Here is a 23,087-nt window from a genome sequence, read left to right as displayed (position 1 = left end):
GCACGACCTCCACCCCCGGGACCGGATGGGCGGCCCCAGCCCCCTGCCCTGGAAGGGTCTCCCCTGGTTCCCGGACCGGCGGAGTCCCCTGGGCCGGCGGAACGGATCCCGGCCCCTGGATCGCCGGGGCCCACGCGCTCCCCCGCTCCCCCGCCCCCGCTTCTCCCGGCGAGCCAGGAACACCCCGGGTGTCCGGGCCCGGTGCCGACGAACCGCTTCCCTCGGGCCGTTCCCAGGCGATCGGCTCGATCTCGATCCCCTCGGGGCGCCGCCGCGGCAGGGAGTCCGCCTCCCCGGGGCCGCCCGTGGGCCGTGCCCCCCGCAGGCCGGTGGCCGTACGGGTCACCCACTCGCCCTCCGGGGTGCGCATCCGCAGCAGCGCGGCCAGCCCGACGGGCCAGGCCCCGGCCGTGGGCGCGTCGACCAGCACGTCAACGGACGTGCGCGCGCTCACCTCCCCCAGGAGGCACTCCCGCCATACCTGCACAGCTCCTGACGACCCCAAGCCCTCCGAGGATCCCGACGCGGCCCCCGGCTCAGGCTCCGACCCGCGTCCCGGCTCAGGCTCTGACGCGGACCCCGACCTGGACCCCGGTGTGAGTCCCGGCACGGGACAGCCGACGAACCGGATCTCCGTACCCGGCGTCGCCACGACCGTGAGCCGCGCCTCACTGCCCGGCCCGCTCAGCCACACCCGGAACCCCGCCGTCCCGTCGGCACGGACCACGTCCGGTGGTACGGCGTCGCCCGCCCCGGCCGCGTGGACCACCGGCCCCCCGCCGAGGACGAACGTCCCCGCTCCGACCGCCGACATGATCCGGGCACCCCGCCACCATCCGGTCACCGCATCTCTCCGATCCCCCGATTCGGACACGCGACAACAAACGTTCAGTGGTGTTATGTCACAGTGAGTAGCCGATCAACCCCCGCCGAGCCGACCTTGTACGGCCCGCACGATCGGCAGGTCCGCCGGAAGCCACGGCACGTCGTAGAGTTCGTGACCGGCCAGCCAGCGCAGGTCCAGGTGTTCCTTGGCCTCCGGCTCGCCCTCGACGATCCGCGCCAGCCAGACCCGCAGCACGTATCCACCCGCCAGCGGCCAGTCACCGCCGATCTGCTGCCCCACCTCGATCAGGACGCCGAGTTCCTCCTCGCACTCCCGGACCAGCGCGGTGCGGTCGTCCTCCCCCGGATCGACCTTCCCTCCGGGGAACTCCCAACCGCCCGCCAGCTCAGGGGGGTCGGCGCGCTGTGCGGTGAGCAGTCTCCCGTTGCCGTCGACGATCGCGGCTCCCACAACGACCTTGTCCATGGGCCCGATTGTGTCAGCCCTGTTCCCTCAACCTGAGCTGCTCGACGACCTGGGGGTTGGCCAGCGGCCGGGTGAACCCGACGATGCCGGTACGGTCCTTGTAGGTCGTGACCTTGATCGGCCCGCACAGACGGCACCTGGCCTCGACCATCTTGCCCGGTGAGACCACCATTCCGACGTGCCCCGGCCGGTCGGCCGAGGTGCCAGGTCCGGCGTTGAAGAAGACCAGGTCTCCCGCCTGCTCCTGCCCCTCCGGCACCTTGACGCCGAACGGCCACTGGCCGAAGGTCGTGCGCGGAATCGTCAGGCCGACGCTGCGGTAGGCCATGTAGATGATCCCCGAGCAGTCGAAGGCGTCGGGCCCCGTGCCACCCCACAGGTACGGCTTGCCGCGCTGGTTCAGGGCGTACTCCAGGATCCCGGCCACCGTGCCGGAGGGGGCCGCCGCGATCAGCGGCTCGTCGCAGAGTTCCTCCGCCTGTGACGGCACGCCGACCGCGCCGTCCTTGGCGTACCGCTCGGCGATCTCCATGACCTGGTCGACGTACCACCAGGCCCGGTTGTAGACGAACAGCGACCTGCGCACGTTCTCGGGCGCCCCGTTGTGCTTGAGCATCTTGGCCGCGCCCAGGATGGCGTCGGCCGGGTTGTAGACGTCCGCCCAGCCGTCGCCGTCGCCGTCCGAGGCGTAGCCGTTGAACGTCGACGGGATCTTGATCTTGGCCTTGCCGCCCCAGGTGCTGATCAGGAACTGCATCGGCCCCGCGGCACCCGCGTAGTTGGTGCCACTGCTGACCCCCGGCAGTGTCGAGCGTCCGTGGTCGGTCTCCCGCTTGCCGACCCCGGCGAGCACGTTCCACTGCACGCCGATCTTCTTGGCGCTGGCGCGGTACTGCTTGAGGTACTCGGAGGGGATGTCGGAGGCCGCGGTCTCCGACTCGTCTCCGACCGGCTGCGCCCTGTCGTTGCAGTCGGGCAGGTCACCGCCGGTGAAGGACGGGAAGGAGCCGATCATCAGCACCGGCGCCATGCTCAGCGTGAACAGGCACAGCGCCCCGACGGCCAGGATCAGCGCGAGACGGATCCTCTTGTTGTCCCTCATCCAGCCGCTCCGGAGGGCACGCCGTACGGGATCAGACGGACGAGCATCGCTTTCCCTCTCATCCGGCCGCGCCCGAGGACTGGTCGTCTCCGTCCTGTCCCTCGTCGGCGGGCTGCAGGTCGTGGATCCGCCACTCGGTGCCCATCTCGACGACCGTCACGGCGTAGTCGGCGGTGCGTTCCTTGGCGCCGCTCTTGGCGGTGACGGTCTGGGTCCCGGTGACCACGAAGATCACCGAGGACCGCTGGATCTGCCTGATCTCCTTCACCTTCGCCGATCCGACGGAGACCACCTCGTCGGCGGTGTTGGCCGCGATGGTGCCCGGCGAGGTGACCGTGCGCAGCAGCACGTCGGCGAAGTCCGACGTGGTGTAGCTCCTGAGCCGGTCACCGTAGGCGGAGGGCTGTTCGTCGTAGCTGAACGTGCCGTACTCGACGGTGAACCGCCGGGCGTAGTCGGCGGCTGCCGCCAGCTCCTGCTTGGTCATCGGCAGGTAGGAGTAGACGTCGAAGGGCGCGTTGCTCGCCGTCGCCTCGGCGTGCGGCGGCTCGGCCTCCCCCCGTGTCGTACGGCTCACGCCCGCCGGTTCGGCGGCGGGCTCCTGCCCGCCGCCGTCCGGACCGGACCACATGGTCAGGTAGAGCCCGACCAGCGCGAGCACCGCCACCAGCACCGCGAAGACGACGCCCCGCCTGCCTTCGACCATCGTCAGTCCTTATCGGGGTTCGAGGCACGCAGCCAGAACGGCGCCGCCTCCCCTGCCTGCCTGTCGCGCTCCGGTCTACTGGCCAGCCAGAGCGGCGGCGCCTCTGAGGACCGGCCGCGCCCCGCGTCGTCCCGGGAACCGGAGGAGCTGAAGATGCTGCTGCCGGACCTGGAGGAACCGCCCGAGGAGCCGGAGCCCCGCGGGCTCGACTCGGCACGCCGGGAACCGCCGCCGTTGTTGCCGCCACCGCCGCCGAAGAGACCGCCGCCCGACCGGCCACCGCCGGAGGAACCGGACGACCTGCCACCGCCGGAGGACGGCCTGCTGCCCGAGGACGGCGCGGAGGACCGGCCACCGCCCGACGACCTGCCCGTGGACGACCCGCCAGAGGAGCCTCGCGGAGCCCAGCCCCCCGAGGACCCGCCGAACCAGCCACCGCCGGAACCCGAACCGCCCGAACCAGCCGAGCCGCCCGAGCCGGTGCCACGACCGGCTGAGCCCGTCCTGGCCGGGGCGGAGCCACCCGCGCCACCGGACAGGTTCAGCGGCGGGGCCGCGCCCGTACGGGTCGCGGTGACGGGACGCCCCACGCCCTTGCGCCGGTTGCCCGACTGGGCCTCGGTGTCCAGCGGCGCGGGCTGCGCGCCCGCCGGGACCCGAGTGCCCGCTCCCGCGCCCCGGTCGCCCTCCTCGCCCCTGACCTTGCCCTGGGCGACCGCCGCCGCGGCCGTCGCGACGGAGGCGCCGCCCGCCATGGCCGCCGCCTGCAGCACGGGCTCGGCCTTGCGCATACCCCACCGGCCCGCCCTGGCCGCCGCGACCGGGGGCAGCACCCCCGCCGCGCGCTGCAGGGTCGGCGCGGAGGCCGCCTCACCCAGCATGCGCGTGGTGAACGTGTGGCCGTCCATCGAGGAGAACAGGTGCTGGAACGGCCGCCGGTAGAAGAACACCGCGATCGTCATCAGCGCCATGAACATGACCTGCATGCCCCACGGCAGCTCGGTGGCGATGATCAGGGCGTAGCCGTACACCAGGACGCCCAGGACCAGTGCCAGCACCGCCTGTCTGAGCAGGGTGCCGATCAGCATCTCCACCCAGCGCATCGCGATGATCCGCCCCGACCCCGGATGGACGCCGATCAGCAGGAAGACCGGCGCGAGGATCAGCAGCAGCAGGAACCCGATCTTCAGGACCAGCAGCGAGACCGCGACCAGGAAGATCAACAACCCCGCGACCATCGCGGCCATCAGGGCGCCGATCGCGATGCCGAGCCTGCTCGTCCAATCCTTTCCCTGGAAGAGGAAGAAAATGGGGGTGTTCTGCAGCTTGCTCGCGACCTCTTCCTCGTATCTTGCCTGGTGGGCATTGGTGTTGGGCGTCTGGTTCGCCTTCAGCTCGGCCGCGTCCAGTGCCTGGATGTCCAGCAGCTTCGCACCGAAGACCTTCACCACCGGCGCGTTGGGGTCGGCGGTACCGAACACACCCATGAGCCACGGCTTGCACACCAGGGTCGACCAGAGCGCCTCGGCGTTCTGGTCGACGCCGGGGACGCCGGTCTGGCCGTAACCACCGGGCTTCGCCTGGGGATTGGCGACGTCCTTGGGAGCGAGGCAGGAGGCACCGCCCGCGTTGGGCAGGTTGGAGAAGGCCGAGTTGACGACCTCTCCGGTCTTGTCCGTCACGGTCTTGCCGAGACCGGTGAAGTCGCCCGGCCTGCTGAAGAACCAGACGGCGACGGTGACGGCCAGGACCATCCAGATGATGCCCTCGGCGGTCGTGGTCGCGCGTTTGCGGATGAGGCCGTACCACGCCAGCCAGATGGCGCCGAGGATGACGATGGGCCGCAGGTACGGCCAGTACATCGCCTCGGCCAGGTTGCCCACGATGTCGTCGACGACGCCCTTGATCGACTCAAGGGGCCCCTCGGTCGCCGCCGCCTGGTAGGTCGTGATGGTCAGCCGGTCGAGCGCCTTGGCCCAGGAGAAGACGGTGTTGGCGGTCATGTTGCCCATGACCGCCGCGACGTCGCCGCAGCCGAGCCCGTAGGTGTGCCAGAACTGGCCGCCGGTGCCGTACCGGGCGTAGTTGCTCTGCGGGGCGGCGCCGGGCGCGGTCGGCGCCGGGGTGGGTGCCGCGGTGGGTGTGCCCGCCGCGGGCGTGTCCGGAGGCGGCGCCTTGACCAGACCGTCCACGCCCGAGCCCACGATCTCGGGGGCCAGGTCCGGGGAGAGGTCGCAGGGGCCGGCGGCGACGGCGGTCGAGTCCCCCGTCGGCACCAGCATCGGTAAGGCGAAGAAGGCGGCCAGGGCCACCAGGGTGATGGCTATCCGCCTGCGTAGTCGTCTCTTGCGGGAGTTTCTGCTGCCCTCGCGGGAGCCCTTCATGACCGTACCTCCAGCGCCGTGGCCCCCGGCCTACTGACTCTGTCGCCCCCGGAAAGATCATGCACGTTCTCGGCGGGTTTGTCGTGGGTCGGATTCGTGTCCAGCCAACGGAGCAGCTCATCGGAGATGAGGTCCACCCCTATCCGCCCCGCGCGCCCGTCCAGATCCCGGAAAACACACTCGCCGTTGCCCAGCGAGCGCAGCACCGCCTTGTGCTCCTCGGAGGGTTCGACCCCGAGCAGCGCCATGACATGGTCCACCTCCACCCGTTCGGTGGACCTGAAGGCGAACACCGACGACAGGCAGTTGGTCACCTGTTCGTTCAGCAGGTCGCCCGCGTTCTGTGAGACCAGCACCAGCGCGGTGTTGCGCGAACGCCCCATCCGGCTGACCTCGGGCACCAGCTTGGCGCCCTCCGGGGTCGAGGTGATGGCCCACGCCTCGTCCAGGAAGATCGCCTTCGGCGTCCTGCGGTCGAGGCCGTTCATGAGTCCCCTGGCGAACTGCGCGACCAGGTAGAGCAGCGCGACGGACAGGCGCTGTTCGTAGGAGTAGTCGTCGCGGCCCGTCGAGGCGTCGGGAAGCGTCAGGCCCCCCAGCGTGAAGACCGTCGTCCAGCCCTCGGTGTCTATCTGGTCGCCGCCCGACGGGTCGAAGCACAACCGCGCCAGGTGCATCTCCGACATCGAGCGCAGCACGGCGCCCAGGTTCTTCGAGGCCGCGTCCTCGGCCTGTTCGAGGAAGTCGACGACCTTGCCCAGCGACGGATCCGGCCTGGCGGAGACCGCCGCGACGGCCTGGATCATCGCCGACTCGCGTTCCTCCGACATCCGGGGAAGCAGCAGCCGCAGCGTCTCGCTGGCCATGGTCTTCTTGGCCGCGATGTCGTCGCCGAAGGAGAACGGGTCGAGCAGGCCCGGCGCCGCGGAACCGAGCGGGATGACCCGTGCCTTCCTGCCCCGCGCCTGCAACAGCTGGACCAGGGAGTCGGCGTCGCCCTTGGGGTCGATCACCGCGACCGTCACCCCGCGCAGCGCCATCTGATAGATCATCAGCAGGGCCAGCGTGGTCTTGCCGCCGCCCGGCTCACCGGTGATCGCGATGGCCGTCGGCCGGTTACGGGTCGCCGCCACCAGCGGGTCGAAGTGCACGATGCTGCGGGCCCTGCCCAGGGTCTCCCCGATGTACGGTCCCATCCAGCCCGCGTTGCCCTCGTCGACCCGGTCGCCGAGATCGACGGTGGCGCCGGCCATGCCGCCCGCGATCGTGCGCAGCGGCTGCCGCTGGGCGTAGGCGTTGACCCTGACCTTCTCCCCGGGAAGCGCCTCACAGAACAGCGAGAACTGGTCGCCGGTCGAGTTGACGATGTCGATGCCGATGTCCCGGTAGTGCTCGACGACCGCCTCGACCCGCTGCACGCAGATCTCCTCGGTCGGGGCGGACACCATCAGCCGGTGCCAGCCGTACACGAAGGGCAGGCGTTCCTTGGTGATGCCGTGTTCGAGCATCCGGGCCGCGTCGATCTGCTCGGCGAGCGCCAGTGGCGCCTCCGCCCCGGCCTCGCGGATGTGGATGTCCATGTCACGGGCGTGCGCGAGCTTGCGCGCCACGTCCTTGCTCGCCTTGATCGGCGAGATCAGCCGCATCCTGGAGCTGATCTCGACGGGGAAGGGCAGCTGGTCGGCGAAGTGCATCCACGGTTCGCCGTCGGGGAAGGGCATCAGATCGGGGAAGCGGGCGAAGGACAGGTGCGCGACGTAGGAGTCACCGTCCGGCTGCTCGATCCGCAGCAGGGACCTGCCGTTGTGGATCTGCCCCTCCACGAGGGACTCGATCTCGCCCCTCCCCCACTGCCGCCTCGGGCTGGCCGAGGGGGGCGGATCGCCCAGGGAACCGGTCGCGGCGTGCTGGAACAGCCAGGCGATCTCGGTCGAGGTCGCGTGCCTGGCGTACAGCGCGCTCGACGACAGGGCCCGTCCCAGACGCTCGGCCTGCTCACTCCACCGGGTGATCTCCACCTTGGGGACGTGGTCGTCCTCGATGCCCAGGACCTTCTCACCGCGCTGGTAGAAGCCGAACAGCTGGGACAGCACCCCGGTGCCGAGTTGCCTGCCTCGCGCGCCGAGCCGTACGCCGAGGTAGACCTCCTTGGTCCAGAAATCCTTGGCCCAGACGTGCCGGTACATCTCCTCCAGGTAGTCGCGCCAGCCCGGCCCCTCGTCGGAGGTGGCGTCCAGCGCCATCGCCCATTCGGCCGCCGGGTAGGTGCGGTGCGCGACCCGCAGGTGCACCTCGGCGTCCGGCATCCTGATCGCCGCGAGCGCGATCGTGATGTTGGTGGCCAGCGCCTCCCGTTCGTCGGGGGTGATGAACTCGTAGCTGACGGTCGGCAGCCGGAAGTACGCCCAGACCGACGTGTCGGTCAGCAGAATCCTGTCGTCGAAGTAGCGGACGGCCAGACGGTTGCGCGCCCGCGAAGAGCGGCTCACCCGTGCCCCCCAACCGGCACGACCTTTCGGGGGTTCACCTGAGCACCTCGCTGTCTCCTCGCGCCCGGGGGATCACTGGGCCACTTCCTCCTCGCTCGGTCGAACCGCCTGCGCCGTCCCGAAGCCCGCGACCACGACCCCGGCCAGCGCGAGGTAGGCCCGGCGGCCGGGGGCACGCAGGTGGGACGGCTCGACACGCTCCGACCTTCCCGGAGCCAGCTCGTCCTCCCAGGGCACCCGCACGATCGCCCTGCACCGCCCTCTGGCGACGGCCTCGGCCTGCTCGACGTCGCCCATGCTGCGGCGGCTCACTCCGTTGACCACCATGATCGCGCGCTTGCGCAGGTCCGCGCAGCCGTGTCCGTCAAGCCACTCATAGGTCATGGCGACCGCGTCGGGGCCGTCCTCGCTGGCCGGGACGACCAGGACCAGCTGGTCGGCGTAGGGCAGCACCCTCGCCGCCAGCGCGGCGGCCGGGTCGACCACGACCAGCTTGTAGTGCCGGTCCAGGAGGTCCATGGTCCTGCCGAGCCGCCGGTCGGAGAAGAGCGTCCGGTCGGAGAGCCGCTGCTCGGCGCCCGAGTCGGCGTCGCCCGCCAGGACTTCGAGGCCGGAGGCGCACCTGCTGGTGTAGGCCCGCATGCCGAGGTAGCCGTTGACGCCGTCCAGGCCCGCGAGCAGGGAGGTCAGCGTCTCCGGCGACTCGGCCTGGATCCGGCCGGACAGGGCGTTCGCCCCGGTGTTGGCGTCCACCGCGAGCACCCGGTCCTCACGGTGCCTGGCCAGGGTGTGACCCAGCATGAGCGCGGTCGTCGTCTGGCCCGCGCCGCCGGTGCACCCGAGCACGACCACCCTGCGGCTGCCGGTGAACATGGCCTTGGCCCGCGCCTCGTCGATCTCCGACCCGTCGGTACGGCCCGCGCCCGGCCCGATCACGACCTGCGCGAGACGCCGCCAGCCGCCGGCCGAGTCTCTGCCGACGACCGACTCGACCCGGCGGACCTTGGGCTCGGCCTGCCCCGGCCTCGACACCGGGACCGGGGGCACGACCGGTGCCGGACCCGCCGTCGGCCCGCTGGGGACCGCCCTGATCGAGACGCCCTGCGGGGGCCCCTGCCGCTGGGCGGGGCGCTGGGTGGGGCGCTGCGCCGGTCTCTGCACCGGGTGTTCCCCGGTGGCCTGCTGGTCCTGGCTCCGCCGTACCTGGGGGATCTGCTCGGCGCGCGGCGCTCTGGCGACCAGCCGGTCCTGCCCTCTGCCCGCCTGGGCGGCCCGCTGCTCCTCGGCGAGGCGGCGTCGCTCGGCGAACTGCTCCGCGGGGACGGGCTGCCCCCTGCGGTGCTGGGCGCGAACCCCCTCGTCGGCTCCGGCGGGGGCACCCACGGGCGGGACGTTCCTGTACGGCGCCGCCTCCGGCCGCTTCACGGGCTCCTGGTCCGGGAGGCCGACGGGCGCCTCGGGAGCCGGGGCTTCGGTCGCCGGGGTGCCGGGTGCCGCGATCTCGGGGGCCGAGGTGCCAGGGGCCTCGGTCTTGGGCGCCTCGGTCGTGGGGGCCGGGGTGCCGGGTGCCGCGGCCTGGACCGGGGCCTGCGCGGCGGGCTTCTCGGGGGCCTTCGGCACCTCGGGCGCCGGGGCGGTCACGGCCTCGACGGGGGTGGCCCGCTCGGACGGACCGGGAAGCACGGCCTGCCGTTCCGGCCTGTCGTCGCGCGTGACGGTCGTGGGTTGTTCGGTCGCGGGCGGGCCGGCGCGGAAGGCGGCGGCGCGCTCGGCCTCGGTGGCGGCGGCGAGCCTGCGCAGCCGGCGCAGCGCCTCCGGACCGATCGGGGCCTCCTGGGCCACCGGGGCGGACTCCTCGGGAGCGGACTCCTCGGAGGCGGGGTTCACCGGTACGGAGTCCGCGGGCGTGGACGCCGCGACCGCCGACGCCGTGGGGGCCACGGGCTCGGAGGCCGCCGGTTCCGAGACCGTTTCCGAGACCGTGGGGACGGCCTGGGGAGCGGGGGCCGGAGCCTGGGAGAGCGCGATCTCGGGGCTCCGCGCAGTGGGGCTCTGGGCCGTGGGGCCCTGCGCGGCGGGGGTCCGGGGCGCCGCGGCCTGGGGCGTGGCCGTCTCGGCGCGGGATGCCGGAGCCGGGGTTCGCGCGTTCTCGGACGCCGTGAAGGGCTGAGCCTGAACCACAGGCTCGACCCGCGCCACCGGTACGGCGGGCGCCGCCTCGGCCTCCCGGACCGGGGCCTGCTCGGGAAGGGCGCGTGCGGAAGGGGCGAAGACCCGCTCGACCGGGCTCGGCGTCTCGGTCCCGAGGGCCGGGGCCGTACCCCTGCGTGGGACAGCAGGCGTGCCCTTGACCGGACGTTCGCGGACCGCGGGAGCGGTGGTCGCCGCCGCCGCGGCGGCCACGGCGGGACGGACCTCACGGGCCGGGGCCGAGGGGGCGATCTCCGGGGCCGTGGCGCCCTTCGCCTTGCGCCCGGCCTTGCCCTTCACACGGTCCTTCACCCGCGCGGGACTGGGATCGGCCCGCCACACCCGGCCGGTCAGCGCGATCTCGCCGGGCTCGGAGGTCGGCGCCATCCGGCACCAGGAGCGTGGCTCCCCCATGTAGCGGACCTGTGACTGCAGCAGTTCGGTGAGCCGCTTGCTCTCGATCACCGGTCTGGTCGAGAGCCAGGTCACCACCCCGGGCGGCACGAGGTAGACCACGTGCCAGGGGGCGTCGAAGGGCAGACCGAGAAGCGCGAGCAGCAACGACCAGGGGGCCGCCACACCCACGAAGACACCGATCCAGACGATCGGCAGCGGCGTCGGCAGCCGTAGGTCGTACAGCTTGTAGAGCCGCTTTTCGATCCGCCAGATATTGGTATACGTGGGTAGATCCACACGCTCCTCCTCTCCGCCACTCGTTCTTTGACCGCAAACACGCGGTCTCAACCCGCCGAGATGCCCAGTGCTCCCGCGATCGCCTTGGCGGTCACCTCGATGATGTTGGGCACGTAGAAGATCACTCCGATGGCTATCGCGAGAATGATGAACTGGACGAACCTGGTGATCTCACGCGTGAAGAGGAAGAAGAGCGCCACCACGGAGACGATGACGAGGAAGAGCGGCGCGAAGAAGCTCCTGAGGAAGGTGGCCAGCCCCTGGGTGTTCACACCCTGTGGAGGGGACGTCGGCTGGGCGAGATCGACCGCGTGCAGCAGGATCGTCTTCAGGATCATTTCTCGTCCTCCGTGCTCATGATCACGGCCCGGGGGATAACGGGCCCGCGACGCGCATATGGGAACCCGCTCACTGCCGACTCACCGATCAGGGGGGGTTTGTTCACTGTGGACCGGCACCATTCGATCATGTGTTACCCCACAGACCGTTTCGCGCCTCGGATGTCCTTGACGAACCACTTGTCGCCCTGCTTCACCACGGTGAGCCGGTAGGCCTGCTCCAACTTCCCGCTCGCCTCGCCGGGATCGACGTTGGTGGTCGAGTCGAGGGACGTGGTGGTCCGCGCGGGCACCCCCCACACGACCGTCGCGGTCACCTCCCGGGTGGCCCCGCTCCCCGCGGGAACGACGAGGTCCTTGAGGCTCACGAAGGTGAAGGCGCCGCCGAAGCCCTCCAGGGTCACCCCGGCGGCGGCATAACGCTGCAACGACACGTTGTTGCCCGCGGCGTACGCCTTGAAGAAGTCGGCCAGGGGTGTGCGCAGCTCGGTCTCCGCGGCCGCGTCCCTGTCTCCCGCCGGGATCGCGGGCAGGTTCGCCGAGGAGGGCGCGGGCAGGACGGCCGGGCGGCCGGAGACCACGAACCTCCCGGTCTCCGTGTCGTAGAACACCGGCACGGACAGCAGCTGACGGCGGTCGTCCGACTGGAAGGCCAGCGTCACGACGGCGTTCTGCCTGTCGATGATCTCCGAACCGTACGGCTGCACCGCCCCGGCGGCCATCCGGCCCAGGCCGTCCCAGCCGAACTGCGGCTCGGCGCCGTCGGGGAGATAGGGGGCCAGCCGCGACGCCCTTTCCTGGAGGCGGACGGCGTCGAAATTCAGATAGACCGCCGCGAACTGGCTGGCGAAAGAGGTCGCCCTGCTGACGGGGAATTCGGCGTCGGGGGAAATCTGCGGGGTTCCACTGGTCGTGTTCTGCTGGGTGAAGCGTTCAAAAGGTGCACGGACCCCGTTCACCACGATGACCACTATTAGCGCCCAAAGTATGGCGCGACCTGCCCATACGAGCCAACGACCACCGCCACCGGACCAACGACCCCTGGACGGCGCACCACGTCCCCGCGCCGGAGCACGGTCGAACTCGGGGTCGTGCGGCGCCCCCGGGTATGCCGACAGCTCAGGGTCGTCGGTGATCCGAGGATCACGGACGGTTGACCTTCGAGCCATCTTGCCTCCGCTCGCGCCAAACCCCCGGCTGACGCGGTCTCGTATTACTCCCGACCCCGTAAACCATGGTCAAGCACTTACTCTAACCGCCTTGACGATTGTTCCAGGAAAGCCACGCCTATGCTGCAGGCATCACGGTTACCGAGCAAACCGGGTCTGGAACCCGGCTGACGACCCATCCGTGGACAACAAGACGAAGAAAGCACATTCCACCTGGCCAGCCCCTACGTCGATTACTCAAACGCCACGCATTGCTATCCAAACGGTCCCCACACTGTCCCGACCTGCCCTTTCCTCCCCGAACCGGTCACTCACCGTGACCGCTCACGCAGGCCCGCTCCCCTCGCACGGGAGGCGCACGGGGAGGGGCGTCGCGAGGGACGTCGCGAAGGGCGCCGGGAGGGACAGAGCCGCCATGCGGGCCGGAACCAACACGTCAGAGGCGCTCGCGTCCATGATCACGAAGGCCGGGCCGGGAGCCGCCGCGCCGTTCGTCGCGGAAACGGCCGGGGAACGGATACGGCGAGCGGAAAGTCTCGTCCCGCCCGCCGTACCTCTGAAACCAGCACGCCTGTGGCGCTCCCCGACCTGGGACCAGGGCACGCGCTTCCTCGACCCGGCAGGCCCGTGGCGGCGCGGTTCCGACGGGAACGCCGACGGCCCGCCACGCCGATACTTCCGCAAGGACGCATATCCGGCGGGTCCACACCGTCAAGGACCTGAACCGAACCCGACGGCCGCCCCACGCGAGACGCTCGGCGGGGAAACCCCTGCCGAGCGTCTCGCCAAGCCTCCGGCGGCAGCCGGTTGATCGACCTGTGTTACGACGACCCCTGGAATCGGGCCTTCGGGCGTCGCGGATCTGCGGGGGCCGTCAGACGTTGAACCTGAACTCGACGACGTCGCCGTCGCGCATCACGTAGTCCTTGCCCTCGATGCGGGCCTTGCCCGCCTGGCGGGCGGCGGCGATGGAGCCCGCCTCGACCAGTTCGTCGAAGGAGACGATCTCGGCCTTGATGAAGCCACGCTGGAAGTCGGTGTGGATGACCCCGGCGGCCTCGGGGGCGGTCGCGCCCTTGCGGATCGTCCAGGCCCTGGTCTCCTTGGGACCCGCGGTCAGGTAGGTCTGCAGGCCGAGCGTCTCGAAGCCGACGCGGGCGAGCTGGGCCAGGCCCGACTCCTGCTGGCCCACGGACTGCAGCAGCTCAAGGGCCTCCTCCTCGGACAGCTCGACCAGCTCGGACTCGATCTTGGCGTCGAGGAAGACCGCCTCGGCGGGGGCGACGAGCGCGGACAGACGCGCCCTGAGGTCGTCGTCGGTCAGCTCGTCGGCGTCGAGGTTGAAGGCGTACAGGAACGGCTTGGCGGTCAGCAGGTGCAGCTCACGCAGGTCGGCGAGGTCGATGCCCGCGCCCTTGGCCCCGGCGTACAGGGTGGTGCCGCCGTCGAGGAGCTTGACGGCCGCCTCGACCGCGTCGAGGGCCGACTTGCGGTCCTTGTTGGTCCTGGCCTCCTTCTGGAGGCGGGGCAGCGCCTTCTCCAGGGTCTGCAGGTCGGCGAGGATCAGCTCGGTGTTGATCGTCTCGATGTCACGGCCCGGCTCGACGGCGCCGTCCACGTGGGTCACGTCGGGGTCGGCGAAGACACGGATGACCTGGCAGATGGCGTCGGTCTCCCGGATGTTGGCGAGGAACTGGTTGCCCCGCCCCTGCCCCTCGGAGGCGCCCTTGACCAGTCCGGCGATGTCCACGAACTCGACCTTCGCCGGGAGGATCTTCGCGGAGCCGAAGATCTCGGCCAGTTTCTCCAGACGGGGGTCGGGAACACCGACGATGCCCACGTTGGGTTCGATGGTGGCGAAGGGGTAGTTCGCCGCCAGGGCGTTAGCGGTCTTCGTCAGCGCGTTGAAAAGCGTTGACTTGCCGACGTTGGGCAATCCGACGATGCCGATGCTCAGGCTCACGTCAGCCGAGTTTACGGCGAATCACCCGGTGCTGACCGCCGCTGCGGGCCGGAGGCGCCCGGAACCGGCGGTGCTGACATCATTCCGTGGTGGATGTCATGGCGCTCGCCTTCCAACTCGCCGTAGGACTCGCCGCCGGGCTCGCCATCGGGTTCCTGCTCGGCAGATCCCGTGCCTCCACGGGTGCGGACGACGTCGTGGCGCGCATGGCGGACGCCGAGGCGAGGGCGAAGGCCGCCGAGGAGAAGCTCGCCTACGTCGAAGGGCAGCTCACCGACCGGTTCCAGGCGCTGTCGGCCAAGGCGCTCGACGTCAACAACCTGCGTTTCCTCGAACTGGCCGAGGCCAGGCTCGCGGCGGGCCGGGCGGAGGCCGCGGGCGAGCTCGAACAGCGCAAGCAGGCCGTCGAACACCTGATCGAGCCGCTGAAGGACACCCTGGCGCGGGTCGAGACGCAGCTGCGTGACACCCAGGCCGGTCAGCGGGCCGCCCACGCCGAGCTGGCCAAGCACATCGACGTGGTCAGGGAGAGCAACGAGCAGCTGCGGCTGCAGACGACGGCGCTGGTGCGGGCGTTGCAGCGGCCCGAGGCCAGGGGCAGGTGGGGCGAGCTGCAGCTGCGCAGGGTCGCCGAGATCGCCGGGATGCAGCGGTTCTGCGACTTCGACGAGCAGGCGAGCGTGACCACCGCCGACGGCGCCCTCAGGCCCGACATGGTCGTACGGCTCGCGGGCGGCAAGAACATCGTGGTCGACTCCAAGGTCTCCCTGGCCGCCTACCTGGAGGCGGCGGAGTCGGCCGACCCCGAGCGCCAGTCGGTCAGGCTGGACGCCCACGCCCGGCATGTGCGCGAGCATGTGGACCGGCTGGCGGGCAAGGCCTACTGGCAGGCGTTCAGCCCGGCGCCCGAGTTCATGGTGCTTTTCATCCCCGGTGAGGCCTTCCTGGCGCCCGCGCTCGAACGTGACCCGGGGCTGCTCGAATACGCCATGCGGCGGCGGGTCCACATCGCGACGCCGACCACGTTGATCACGATGCTCCGTACCGCGCACTACGCCTGGCAGCAGGAGGCGCTCAGCGAGAACGCGCGGGCCGTCTTCGAGCTGGGCAAGGAGCTCTACGAACGGCTCGGCACCCTCGGGCAGCACATGGAGACGATGGGCCGTTCCCTGGGCAGGGCGGTCGAGGCGTACAACAAGACCGTCGGTTCCCTGGAGAGCCGGGTCCTGGTGAGCGCGCGCAAACTGAACGATCTGGGCCTCGTGGACGGCGAGCTGGACGGCCCCGGCAGCGTCGAGAACCTGCCGCGGGCGTTGACCTCGCCCGAACTGCTGGCAGAAGAGGAGTCAAGCCCGTCTCCCATCTCCCGCCTGAACGGTAAGTTGGCGGGCGACCTGCCCTAGAGATGCTGTTCCCCGCGAAGCGCAGGCGGCCGGAGACCGCAGGCGGACAGGGGGGTCGACGCGGGCCGAGGTCGAGGGGGGCACAGTGGTGAACGAGCGAGGCGACGGGCAGCCGCTTGATGAGGCCGCCCGTGTGGGCGGAGCCGACCGGCCGGGCGGGACCGGCCAGTCGAACGGGGCGGGCCGTACGGGTGGGGCCGCAGGCCGTACGGGCGGGACGGGGCGTAAGGACGAACGCGGGCGGCCGGGCGGCGGTGTCCGGCTGACCGCGAGGGGCGCGATCGCGCTGGTGCTGGTCTCGACGCTGGCGGGCAGGGTGCTCCAGGCGGTGGTCGGGCCGTCGGCGCTGCTCGGCCTGACGTTCGTGGCCGGCTGCGCGGGCGCGGTCGTGCTGGTGAACCGGCGGGACCTGCTCTCGCTGGTGGTCAGCCCACCACTGGTCTTCTTCGTCGCGGCGCTGGTCACCGAGGCCGTGAGCGCGATGGGGGCCAAGGTGCCGGTCCAGGCGTTCGGGCTCGGCATGTTCGCGCTGCTGTCGGCCAGTGCCCCGTGGTTGTTCGCGGGGTCGCTGCTGGTCCTGCTCGTCGCCTGGCGGCGCGGCCTGGCCACGTGCGTGCGCGAGCTGCGTGAGGAGCTGCGGGCGGCGGGACCGGCCCCCGCACGGCAGAAGGCGACCGGCGCGGCCTTCGCCCCGGAGCCCGAGGGCTACTTCGAACCCAAGGTGTACGGCACGCCGCGCGAGGAGCAGCCCACCGAGGAGCGGCCCACCCAGGAGCAGGCGGCGGACGGCCGGTAGGGCGCGGGTGCCGTACGACACCCGCGCGGCCCGGTGGCGGGGCGGGTCAGACGGTCGCGCGCAGGTCCTTGCGCAGCTCGTGCGGCAGGGCGAAGCGGACGCTCTCCTCGACCGACTCGACCTCCTCGACGTGGTCGAAGCCGTGCCCGGCGAGGCGGGCCAGGACCCCGGCGACCAGTTCGTCGGGGACGGAGGCGCCGCTGGTCACGCCGACCGTCGTGACGCCGTCGAGCCACTCGTCCCTGATGAAGGAGGAGTCGTCGACCAGGTGGGCGGCGTCGGCCCCGTGGTCGAGGGCGACCTCGACCAGGCGCTTGGAGTTCGAGGAGTTCTCCGAGCCGACGACGATGACGAGCTGGGCCTGGGCGGCGATCTCCTTGACCGCGACCTGGCGGTTCTGGGTGGCGTAGCAGATGTCGTCGCTGGGCGGGTCGATGAGGTTGGGGAAGCGCGCCTTGAGCCGGGAGACCGTCTCGGTGGTCTCGTCGACCGACAGCGTGGTCTGTGACAGCCACACCAACCGCTCGGGGTCGCGCACCTTGACCGTTTCGACCGAGTCGAGGCCGTCGACGAGCTGGATGTGCTCGGGTGCCTCGCCCGCGGTGCCCTCGACCTCCTCGTGGCCTTCGTGGCCGATGAGGAGGATGTCGTAGTCCTGGGAGGCGAAGCGCCTGGCTTCGTTGTGCACCTTGGTCACCAGCGGGCAGGTGGCGTCGATGGTCTTCAGGCGGCGCTGCGCGGCCTCCTCGTGGACGGCTGGGGAGACCCCGTGCGCGGAGAAGACGACGATGGCGCCCTCAGGCACCTCCTCGGTCTCCTCGACGAAGATCGCGCCGCGCTGTTCGAGCGTCCGGACCACATGGGTGTTGTGGACGATCTGCTTGCGGACGTAGATCGGCGCGCCGTACCGCTCCAGGGCCTTCTCCACAGCCTGGACCGCGCGGTCCACTCCGGCACAGTAACCACGAGGCTTGGCCACTAGGACGCGCCGGATCGTGGGGGTCTCTGACGTCATGTTCTTATGCTACGTGGAGCGCCCACTCGTCCTGTGGCCACATGAGGCATCGTCTTGCCCGACACTTGCCATACGGAACGACCCAAACAGATCCATCAGGGAGACGACATGTCAGTCCCCGACATCATTCGCAATGTCACCAGAAACGTGCGCGAGGCGCTTTCCAGCCGTGAGGAGTTCAAGGAGAAGACCAAGGATCTGCCGCTCTACGTGCTGCAGAGCACGCTGAGCGGGGTCGGCCAGGCCCTGCAGTTCGGCGGCCGCGTGAAGGACAGGATCAGGCGCCTCGCCGGGCAGGACGTGGAGGAGGAGACCGAAACCACCGAGACCGCCGAGCAGGCCGCCGACGACAAGCCCGCCCGCAGGGAGCCGGTGATCTTCGCCCCGCGTCCCGACAGGACGGCCGCCAAGGAGACCGCCGAGCCCGCCGAGCCGAAGGCCGAGGCGAACGGCGCCAGGACGCGCCCCGAACCCGTCATCTTCGCCCCCGCGAAGCCCGCCGCGAAGCCCGCCGCCGAGCCCACCGCGAAGTCCACCACCGAGCCCGCCACCGAGCCCACCGCGAAGTCCACCACCGAGCCCGCCACCGAGCCCACCGCGAAGTCCACCACCGAGACCCCGGAGAAGGCCGCCCCACAGGCCGAGACTCCCGGGGCCGTCGCTGAGCCCGCCGCGAAGCCCGTCGGTGAGGTCGCCGAGGAAGCCTCCGCCGCCCCGGCTGACGCCCCCACCGACGCCGCCGTGAGCGCCCCCGCTGACGTCCCCGCCAAGCCTTCGGCCGAGACCCCCGCCGAAGCCCCCGCCGAGGCTTCCGCGGACGCCCCTGCGGAGGCCCCTGCCGAGCCCCTCGCTGAGACCACCACCGGGACCCCGGAGAAGGCCGCCCCGCAGGCTGAGACCACCGAGGCCCCCGAAGCCGCTGAGGCCGCTGAGCCTTCAGAGGCCTCAGGGACGAAGGCGGCCGAGGAGGAGGAGGAGGAGAGCGCGCTCGTGGAGCCGATGCCGGGGTACGCCACCCTGACGATCGCCTCTCTGCGCGCCCGGATGCGCGGCAAGTCCGCCGAGCAGATCGGTGGCCTGCTCGCCTACGAGCGGGCCACCTCCGCCAGGCCCGAGGTCGTGCGCATGTACGAGAACCGCCTGGCCAAGCTCCAGGCCGCCGAATGACGGCCCGGGCCGCGTAGGCTCTGCGGACATGACCTCGAAGACCACCCCCGAACAGCCGCTTCCCGTCCGCACGGTGCTGCAGATGGTCGGCGGCTGGATCGGCAAACTCGGCACCGTGTGGGTCGAGGGGCAGATCACCGAGCTGACCGCCCGGGGTGGCACGGTCTTCCTGACGCTGCGCGACCCGGTGGCCAACGTCTCGGCCCGTGTCACCTGCCCGCGCGGCGTGTACGAGGCGACCGTCCCCCGCCCGGTGGACGGCGCCCGGGTCGTCATGCACCTGAAGCCGGACTTCTGGGTCAACAAGGGTTCCTTCGCCTTCACGGCCCTGGAGATGCGCCCCGTGGGGGTCGGCGAGCTGCTGGCCAGGCTCGAACGCCTGCGCCAGCTGCTCGCCTCCGAGGGGTTGTTCAAGGTGGACCGCAAGCGGCGGCTGCCGTTCCTGCCCGGCGTCGTGGGGCTGATCTGCGGCCGTGACTCGGCCGCGGAGCGCGACGTGCTGGAGAACGCGCGGCGCCGCTGGCCCGCGGTGCGGTTCAAGGTGGAGACGGTCGCCGTGCAGGGGCCGTACGCCGTGACCGAGGTCACCGAGGCGCTGCGCGGGCTCGACGCGGACGACGAGGTCGAGGTCATCGTCGTCGCGCGGGGCGGCGGCTCCCTTGAGGACCTGCTGCCCTTCTCCGACGAGTCGCTGGTCAGGGCCGTGGCGGCCTGCCGTACGCCGGTGGTCAGCGCCATCGGCCACGAGCAGGACAACCCGTTGCTCGACATGGTCGCCGACGTGCGGGCCTCGACCCCCACGGACGCGGCCAAGAAGGTCGTGCCCGACGTCGGTGAGCAGCTCACGCTGGTGCGCCAGCTACGTGACCGGGGGCGCAGGGTCGCGGGCGGGTGGCTCGACCGCGAGCTGACCTGGCTGGCGGCCGTACGGTCCCGGCCCGCGCTGGCCGACCCGGTCCGGGAGATCGAGCGCAGGGCCGAGCAGGCCGAGCAGCTCAGGGACCGTGCCCGGCGCTCCCTGGGCGCCTCCCTCGACCGGGCGGAGGACGCCCTGGGGCATCTGCGGGCCCGGCTGGTCGCGCTGTCGCCCGCGGCGACGCTGGAGCGCGGCTACGCGATCGTGCAGCGCCCCGGCGGCGAGGTCGTACGGCGGGCGGCCGACGTCGCCCCCGGCGCCGAGCTGACGATCAGGTTCCCCGACGACCGGGTCACCGTCAGACGGGACTCCGCCACGTGAGCGAGGGGTAGCCGTCGGCGGTGAAGCCCATCTCCCGGTAGAGCGGCGCCCCGTCGGAGGTGGCGTGCAGGTCGATCCTGCGGATGTCCCTGGCGCGGTACCACGCCATGAGGGCGGCCAGCACGGCCCTGCCGTGTCCCTGCCTGCGGTGGGCGGGGTCGGTCGTCATGCCCTGGATGTAGCCGTAGCGTCCGTCGGGCAGGCCGGGGCCGGGGAAGCGGTCGAAGATGAGACCGACCCCGCAGGAGGCGAGTCCGCCCTCTGGGGCGTCGACCACGTAAACGGCGGTGTCGAGACTGCCGATCCGCTCGCTGAGGCTGTCGGCGTAGGACTCGCGCCAGCCTCCGTCGATCGGGAAACTGCCGTCCATCGCCATGCGGTCGGCCAGGATCTGGCGGAGCCGTACCAGTTCGGGGATGTCCTCGGATGTCGCGGGGCGAACACTCACCGGCCCAGTCTCCCAGGCGGAAGATCGTCGGCGGTCGGCGGGTCCCCGTCAGGGGCCTGTCCGCGGAACTTTCCACCTACCGAGGTCGCCCAGGCCGCGCCCCGCGGAACAAGCCCTAGGGTGGGGGCGTGGCCGATGAGAAGACACCGTCGTACGAGCAGGCGCGTGAGGAGCTGACCGAGGTGGTCCGCCGTCTTGAGGCGGGCGGGCTCACCCTGGAGGAGTCCATCCAGCTGTGGGAACGGGGCGAGCGGCTCGCGGCATTGTGCGAGGAGTGGCTGCAGGGCGCCCGGGTGAAGCTGGCGGCGGCCATGGCGCAGCGCAGGGGGCCGGACCCGGCGGGAGACACGCCCTTCCAGCCCTTCTAGGTCAGTTTGGTCTGCTGCTTGAGGGTCGCGGCCAGGGCGGACAGCTCGTCCCACTGGGCGGTGCCGGTGACGACGAGTGTGACGTCGGGCAGAACCCTCACCAGGGAGCGCTGGTTCTTGTCCTCGCGGAAGCGCTTCTCCCAGATCACCCCGTCGACCTGGAGGCTGCCCTGGGGCCGGTCGCTGTTGGCCATCCGGTTGGCGAACCCCGCGGCGGGCCGTTCGTCGCTCTGGGCGATCAGGGCGTGGGCGCGCTTGGCGGTGGCGAAGCCGAGCCGCCAGGTCACGGTCGTCTTGCCCTCGCTGTCCTTGCCCTTGGTCATCCGCGAACTCGTCGGCACCCAGTTGGCGAGCACGGACGCGGGGGACCACACCTGGTACGGCGCGTCCCGGCGCATGTTGGCCACGTCGATCGAGTAGTCGACCTTGGGAATGTGCTCGGTACGGCTCTGCGGGGTCACCAGGAGAAAGACACCGACGCCCGCGAGACAGACCATCATCGCGAACGCGTATCCGTAGAAGCCCTGAGTGAACCGTCTCACGACCATCGAGACTATCCGCTCGCGGGGGCGCTCCCGCCTCAGGGGCGCCGGATCTGCCCGATGATGCCCAGTACGTTCTCGGCGAGGGCGCGGGAGGTCTCCTCGTCCGGTGACAGGACGACCTCGATGACGGCGGCGTCCAGCGCCCCGGTGAGCACCACGACCAGCGCGTTCTCGTCGTCGAACAGGCTGGCGCTGCGCCTGGTCCACCGGCGCAGCCGTTCGCGCATGACGACCTCGAAGCCGGGCGGCCCGTCACCGCGCAGGAACAGCGCGGCGATCTCGCGTTCTGCCAGGCAGCCGTCGAGGTAGGCGCGGGCGCCCGCGACGAACAGCCGCACGGGGTCGTCCTCACCCGTGGCGCGGGCCGTGTGGACGGCCTGCCTGGTCCGCCGGGCCTGCCGCTCCTGGAACTCCTCGAACAGCGTCAGGTAGAGGTCGGCCTTGCCGGAGAAGTGGTGGTAGAGGCTGCCGACGCTCGCCTCGGCCCTGGAGACGATGTCGGTGACGCCGGTGTCGGCGAAACCGCCGGTGAGAAAGGCCTCCCTGGCTGCGGCGAGCAGGGCCGTACGTGTCGCGGCGCCTCGTTCCGAGGCGCGTGCGGTCAGGCCCGCGGGTTCCCGTTCCGTGTCACGGCTCATCGTGGGGACATTATCCTCCGCTGCTCGGTCAGAAGAGGGACAACTACGATCGATGTGCAGCAATCCACGAGAGGGGCCCTCCGCCATGTCCGATCAGACGACCGTCCCTGCCGAACTGGCCACGGGTGAACACGCACCTGATCGCAACCTCGCCCTCGAACTCGTCCGGGTGACCGAGGCGGCGGCGATGTCCGCGGCCCGCTGGGTCGGGCGGGGTGACAAGAACGGCGCGGACGGCGCCGCGGTGAACGCCATGCGCCAGCTGATCAACACTGTGTCGATGAGCGGTGTGGTGGTGATCGGCGAGGGTGAGAAGGACAACGCGCCGATGCTCTACAACGGTGAGCGCGTCGGCGACGGCAGCGGCGCCGAGTGCGACGTGGCCGTCGACCCGATCGACGGCACCCGGCTGACCGCGCTCGGCATGCCGAACGGCATCTCGGTCATCGCGGTCAGCGAGCGCGGCTCGATGTACGACCCGTCGGCCGTCTTCTACATGGACAAGCTGGTCACCGGGCTCGAGGCGGCCGACGCGGTGGACATCAACGCCCCGGTCGCCGACAACATCGCCGCGGTGGCACGTGCCAAGGGCGGCGCGCCCTCCGACGTGACCGTGGTGATCCTCGACCGGCCGCGCCACGACAAGGTCATCCGGCAGATCCGGGAGGCGGGCGCCCGGATCAAGCTCATCACCGACGGCGACGTGGCCGGTGCCATCATGGCGGCCCGCGCGGGCACGGGCGTCGACCTGATGCTCGGCATCGGCGGCACGCCCGAGGGCATCATCGCGGCGTGCGCGCTCAAGTGCCTGGGCGGGGTCATCCAGGGCAGGCTGTGGCCGCAGGACGACGCCGAGCGGCGCAGGGCGCTGGACGCCGGTCTCGACCTCGACGCCACGCTGACCACCGACGACCTGGTCAGGTCGGACGACGTCTTCTTCGCCGCGACCGGGATCACCGACGGTGAGCTGATGCAGGGCGTGCGCTACCGGAGCGGGCGGGCTGTGACCAACTCTCTGGTCATGCGGGGCCGTTCCGGCACGATCCGCAAGATCGAGAGCGAGCACCAGCTCTGGAAGCTGCGGGCCTACAGCGCGATCAACTTCGACGACGCGAGCTGACCCG

General features: G+C 71.2%; 20 protein-coding genes. 7 read left to right on the top strand and 13 right to left on the bottom strand.

The features are described 5' to 3' along the window. The first annotated feature begins 188 nt into the window (after positions 1 to 188). On the top strand, positions 189 to 911 hold the full coding sequence (locus ACFOYY_RS37755; RefSeq protein WP_386196057.1) for a hypothetical protein: 723 nt from the start codon (positions 189 to 191) through the stop codon (positions 909 to 911). An 8-nt stretch (positions 912 to 919) separates the two neighbouring features. On the opposite strand, the gene ACFOYY_RS37750 is transcribed toward ACFOYY_RS37755, so the two are convergent. From ACFOYY_RS37750 to ychF, 9 genes are all read right to left on the bottom strand, one after another. Further along, positions 920 to 1,312, bottom strand: a complete 393-nt coding sequence (locus ACFOYY_RS37750) for a (deoxy)nucleoside triphosphate pyrophosphohydrolase (protein WP_386196055.1) — start codon at positions 1,310 to 1,312, stop codon at positions 920 to 922. A 13-nt stretch (positions 1,313 to 1,325) separates the two neighbouring features. Beyond that, the gene (locus ACFOYY_RS37745) at positions 1,326 to 2,414 is read right to left on the bottom strand and encodes a C40 family peptidase (RefSeq protein WP_352013764.1); all 1,089 of its coding nucleotides are present in this window, start codon (positions 2,412 to 2,414) and stop codon (positions 1,326 to 1,328) included. 58 nt (positions 2,415 to 2,472) lie between these two features. Beyond that, positions 2,473 to 3,120 (bottom strand): conjugal transfer protein, encoded by a 648-nt coding sequence (locus ACFOYY_RS37740; protein WP_352013765.1) that lies wholly within the window; start codon positions 3,118 to 3,120, stop codon positions 2,473 to 2,475. 2 nt (positions 3,121 to 3,122) lie between these two features. Continuing rightward, complete coding sequence (locus ACFOYY_RS37735) at positions 3,123 to 5,504, bottom strand: type IV secretion system protein (RefSeq protein WP_386196052.1); 2,382 nt, start codon at positions 5,502 to 5,504, stop codon at positions 3,123 to 3,125. Beyond that, entirely contained in the window at positions 5,501 to 7,993 is a 2,493-nt protein-coding gene (locus tag ACFOYY_RS37730) for an ATP-binding protein (RefSeq protein ID WP_386196050.1), read from the bottom strand. Before ACFOYY_RS37730 ends, ACFOYY_RS37735 begins: the two co-directional genes overlap by 4 nt. A 72-nt stretch (positions 7,994 to 8,065) precedes the next feature. Beyond that, positions 8,066 to 10,876, bottom strand: a complete 2,811-nt coding sequence (locus ACFOYY_RS37725) for a TcpE family conjugal transfer membrane protein (protein WP_386196048.1) — start codon at positions 10,874 to 10,876, stop codon at positions 8,066 to 8,068. A 47-nt stretch (positions 10,877 to 10,923) separates the two neighbouring features. After that, positions 10,924 to 11,214, bottom strand: a complete 291-nt coding sequence (locus tag ACFOYY_RS37720) for a hypothetical protein (protein ID WP_352013769.1) — start codon at positions 11,212 to 11,214, stop codon at positions 10,924 to 10,926. Positions 11,215 to 11,348: 134 nt separating this feature from the next. Further along, positions 11,349 to 12,173 carry a conjugal transfer protein gene (locus tag ACFOYY_RS37715; RefSeq protein WP_362914170.1) on the bottom strand — a complete coding sequence of 275 codons (825 nt, stop codon included), beginning with the start codon at positions 12,171 to 12,173 and terminating at the stop codon, positions 11,349 to 11,351. 1,084 nt (positions 12,174 to 13,257) lie between these two features. Further along, positions 13,258 to 14,346, bottom strand: coding sequence for a redox-regulated ATPase YchF (gene ychF, locus ACFOYY_RS37710; protein WP_352013771.1), 1,089 nt, complete (start codon positions 14,344 to 14,346; stop codon positions 13,258 to 13,260). A 98-nt stretch (positions 14,347 to 14,444) separates the two neighbouring features. On the opposite strand from ychF, the gene ACFOYY_RS37705 reads away from it, so the two are divergent. Both ACFOYY_RS37705 and ACFOYY_RS37700 read left to right on the top strand, forming a co-directional pair. Beyond that, a complete protein-coding gene (locus tag ACFOYY_RS37705) occupies positions 14,445 to 15,749 on the top strand; it encodes a DNA recombination protein RmuC (RefSeq protein WP_352013935.1) in 1,305 nt (434 codons plus the stop codon). Positions 15,750 to 15,837: 88 nt separating this feature from the next. Then, positions 15,838 to 16,545 carry a DUF6542 domain-containing protein gene (locus tag ACFOYY_RS37700; protein WP_352013772.1) on the top strand — a complete coding sequence of 236 codons (708 nt, stop codon included), beginning with the start codon at positions 15,838 to 15,840 and terminating at the stop codon, positions 16,543 to 16,545. Positions 16,546 to 16,591: 46 nt separating this feature from the next. On the opposite strand, the gene ACFOYY_RS37695 is transcribed toward ACFOYY_RS37700, so the two are convergent. Next, on the bottom strand, positions 16,592 to 17,560 hold the full coding sequence (locus ACFOYY_RS37695) for a 4-hydroxy-3-methylbut-2-enyl diphosphate reductase (protein ID WP_352013773.1): 969 nt from the start codon (positions 17,558 to 17,560) through the stop codon (positions 16,592 to 16,594). Positions 17,561 to 17,668: 108 nt separating this feature from the next. On the opposite strand from ACFOYY_RS37695, the gene ACFOYY_RS37690 reads away from it, so the two are divergent. Then, positions 17,669 to 18,727, top strand: a complete 1,059-nt coding sequence (locus ACFOYY_RS37690) for a hypothetical protein (protein WP_386196044.1) — start codon at positions 17,669 to 17,671, stop codon at positions 18,725 to 18,727. A gap of 28 nt (positions 18,728 to 18,755) precedes the next feature. Then, on the top strand, positions 18,756 to 19,964 hold the full coding sequence (gene xseA, locus ACFOYY_RS37685) for an exodeoxyribonuclease VII large subunit (protein ID WP_352013775.1): 1,209 nt from the start codon (positions 18,756 to 18,758) through the stop codon (positions 19,962 to 19,964). Here xseA and ACFOYY_RS37680 read toward each other — a convergent pair. Then, the gene (locus tag ACFOYY_RS37680; protein ID WP_352013776.1) at positions 19,942 to 20,412 is read right to left on the bottom strand and encodes a GNAT family N-acetyltransferase; all 471 of its coding nucleotides are present in this window, start codon (positions 20,410 to 20,412) and stop codon (positions 19,942 to 19,944) included. The two genes, xseA and ACFOYY_RS37680, sit on opposite strands and share 23 nt — an antisense overlap. Before the next feature lie 128 nt (positions 20,413 to 20,540). On the opposite strand from ACFOYY_RS37680, the gene ACFOYY_RS37675 reads away from it, so the two are divergent. Then, positions 20,541 to 20,780 (top strand): exodeoxyribonuclease VII small subunit, encoded by a 240-nt coding sequence (locus ACFOYY_RS37675; protein WP_386196041.1) that lies wholly within the window; start codon positions 20,541 to 20,543, stop codon positions 20,778 to 20,780. On the opposite strand, the gene ACFOYY_RS37670 is transcribed toward ACFOYY_RS37675, so the two are convergent. Both ACFOYY_RS37670 and ACFOYY_RS37665 read right to left on the bottom strand, forming a co-directional pair. Continuing rightward, positions 20,777 to 21,322, bottom strand: a complete 546-nt coding sequence (locus ACFOYY_RS37670) for a DUF4245 domain-containing protein (RefSeq protein ID WP_386196039.1) — start codon at positions 21,320 to 21,322, stop codon at positions 20,777 to 20,779. The two genes, ACFOYY_RS37675 and ACFOYY_RS37670, sit on opposite strands and share 4 nt — an antisense overlap. A 38-nt stretch (positions 21,323 to 21,360) precedes the next feature. Further along, the gene (locus ACFOYY_RS37665; RefSeq protein WP_386196037.1) at positions 21,361 to 21,963 is read right to left on the bottom strand and encodes a TetR/AcrR family transcriptional regulator; all 603 of its coding nucleotides are present in this window, start codon (positions 21,961 to 21,963) and stop codon (positions 21,361 to 21,363) included. Between the two features lie 85 nt (positions 21,964 to 22,048). Between ACFOYY_RS37665 and glpX the strand changes: the two genes are divergently transcribed. Beyond that, positions 22,049 to 23,083 (top strand): class II fructose-bisphosphatase, encoded by a 1,035-nt coding sequence (glpX, locus tag ACFOYY_RS37660; RefSeq protein WP_386196035.1) that lies wholly within the window; start codon positions 22,049 to 22,051, stop codon positions 23,081 to 23,083. Positions 23,084 to 23,087 lie beyond the last annotated feature (4 nt).

The sequence above is a fragment of the Streptosporangium jomthongense genome (assembly GCF_042650425.1).
In the GTDB taxonomy this organism is placed as follows: domain Bacteria; phylum Actinomycetota; class Actinomycetes; order Streptosporangiales; family Streptosporangiaceae; genus Streptosporangium.
The sequence above is the reverse complement of the archived record's forward strand: the minus strand, read 5'-3'. Positions and strand labels throughout refer to the sequence as shown.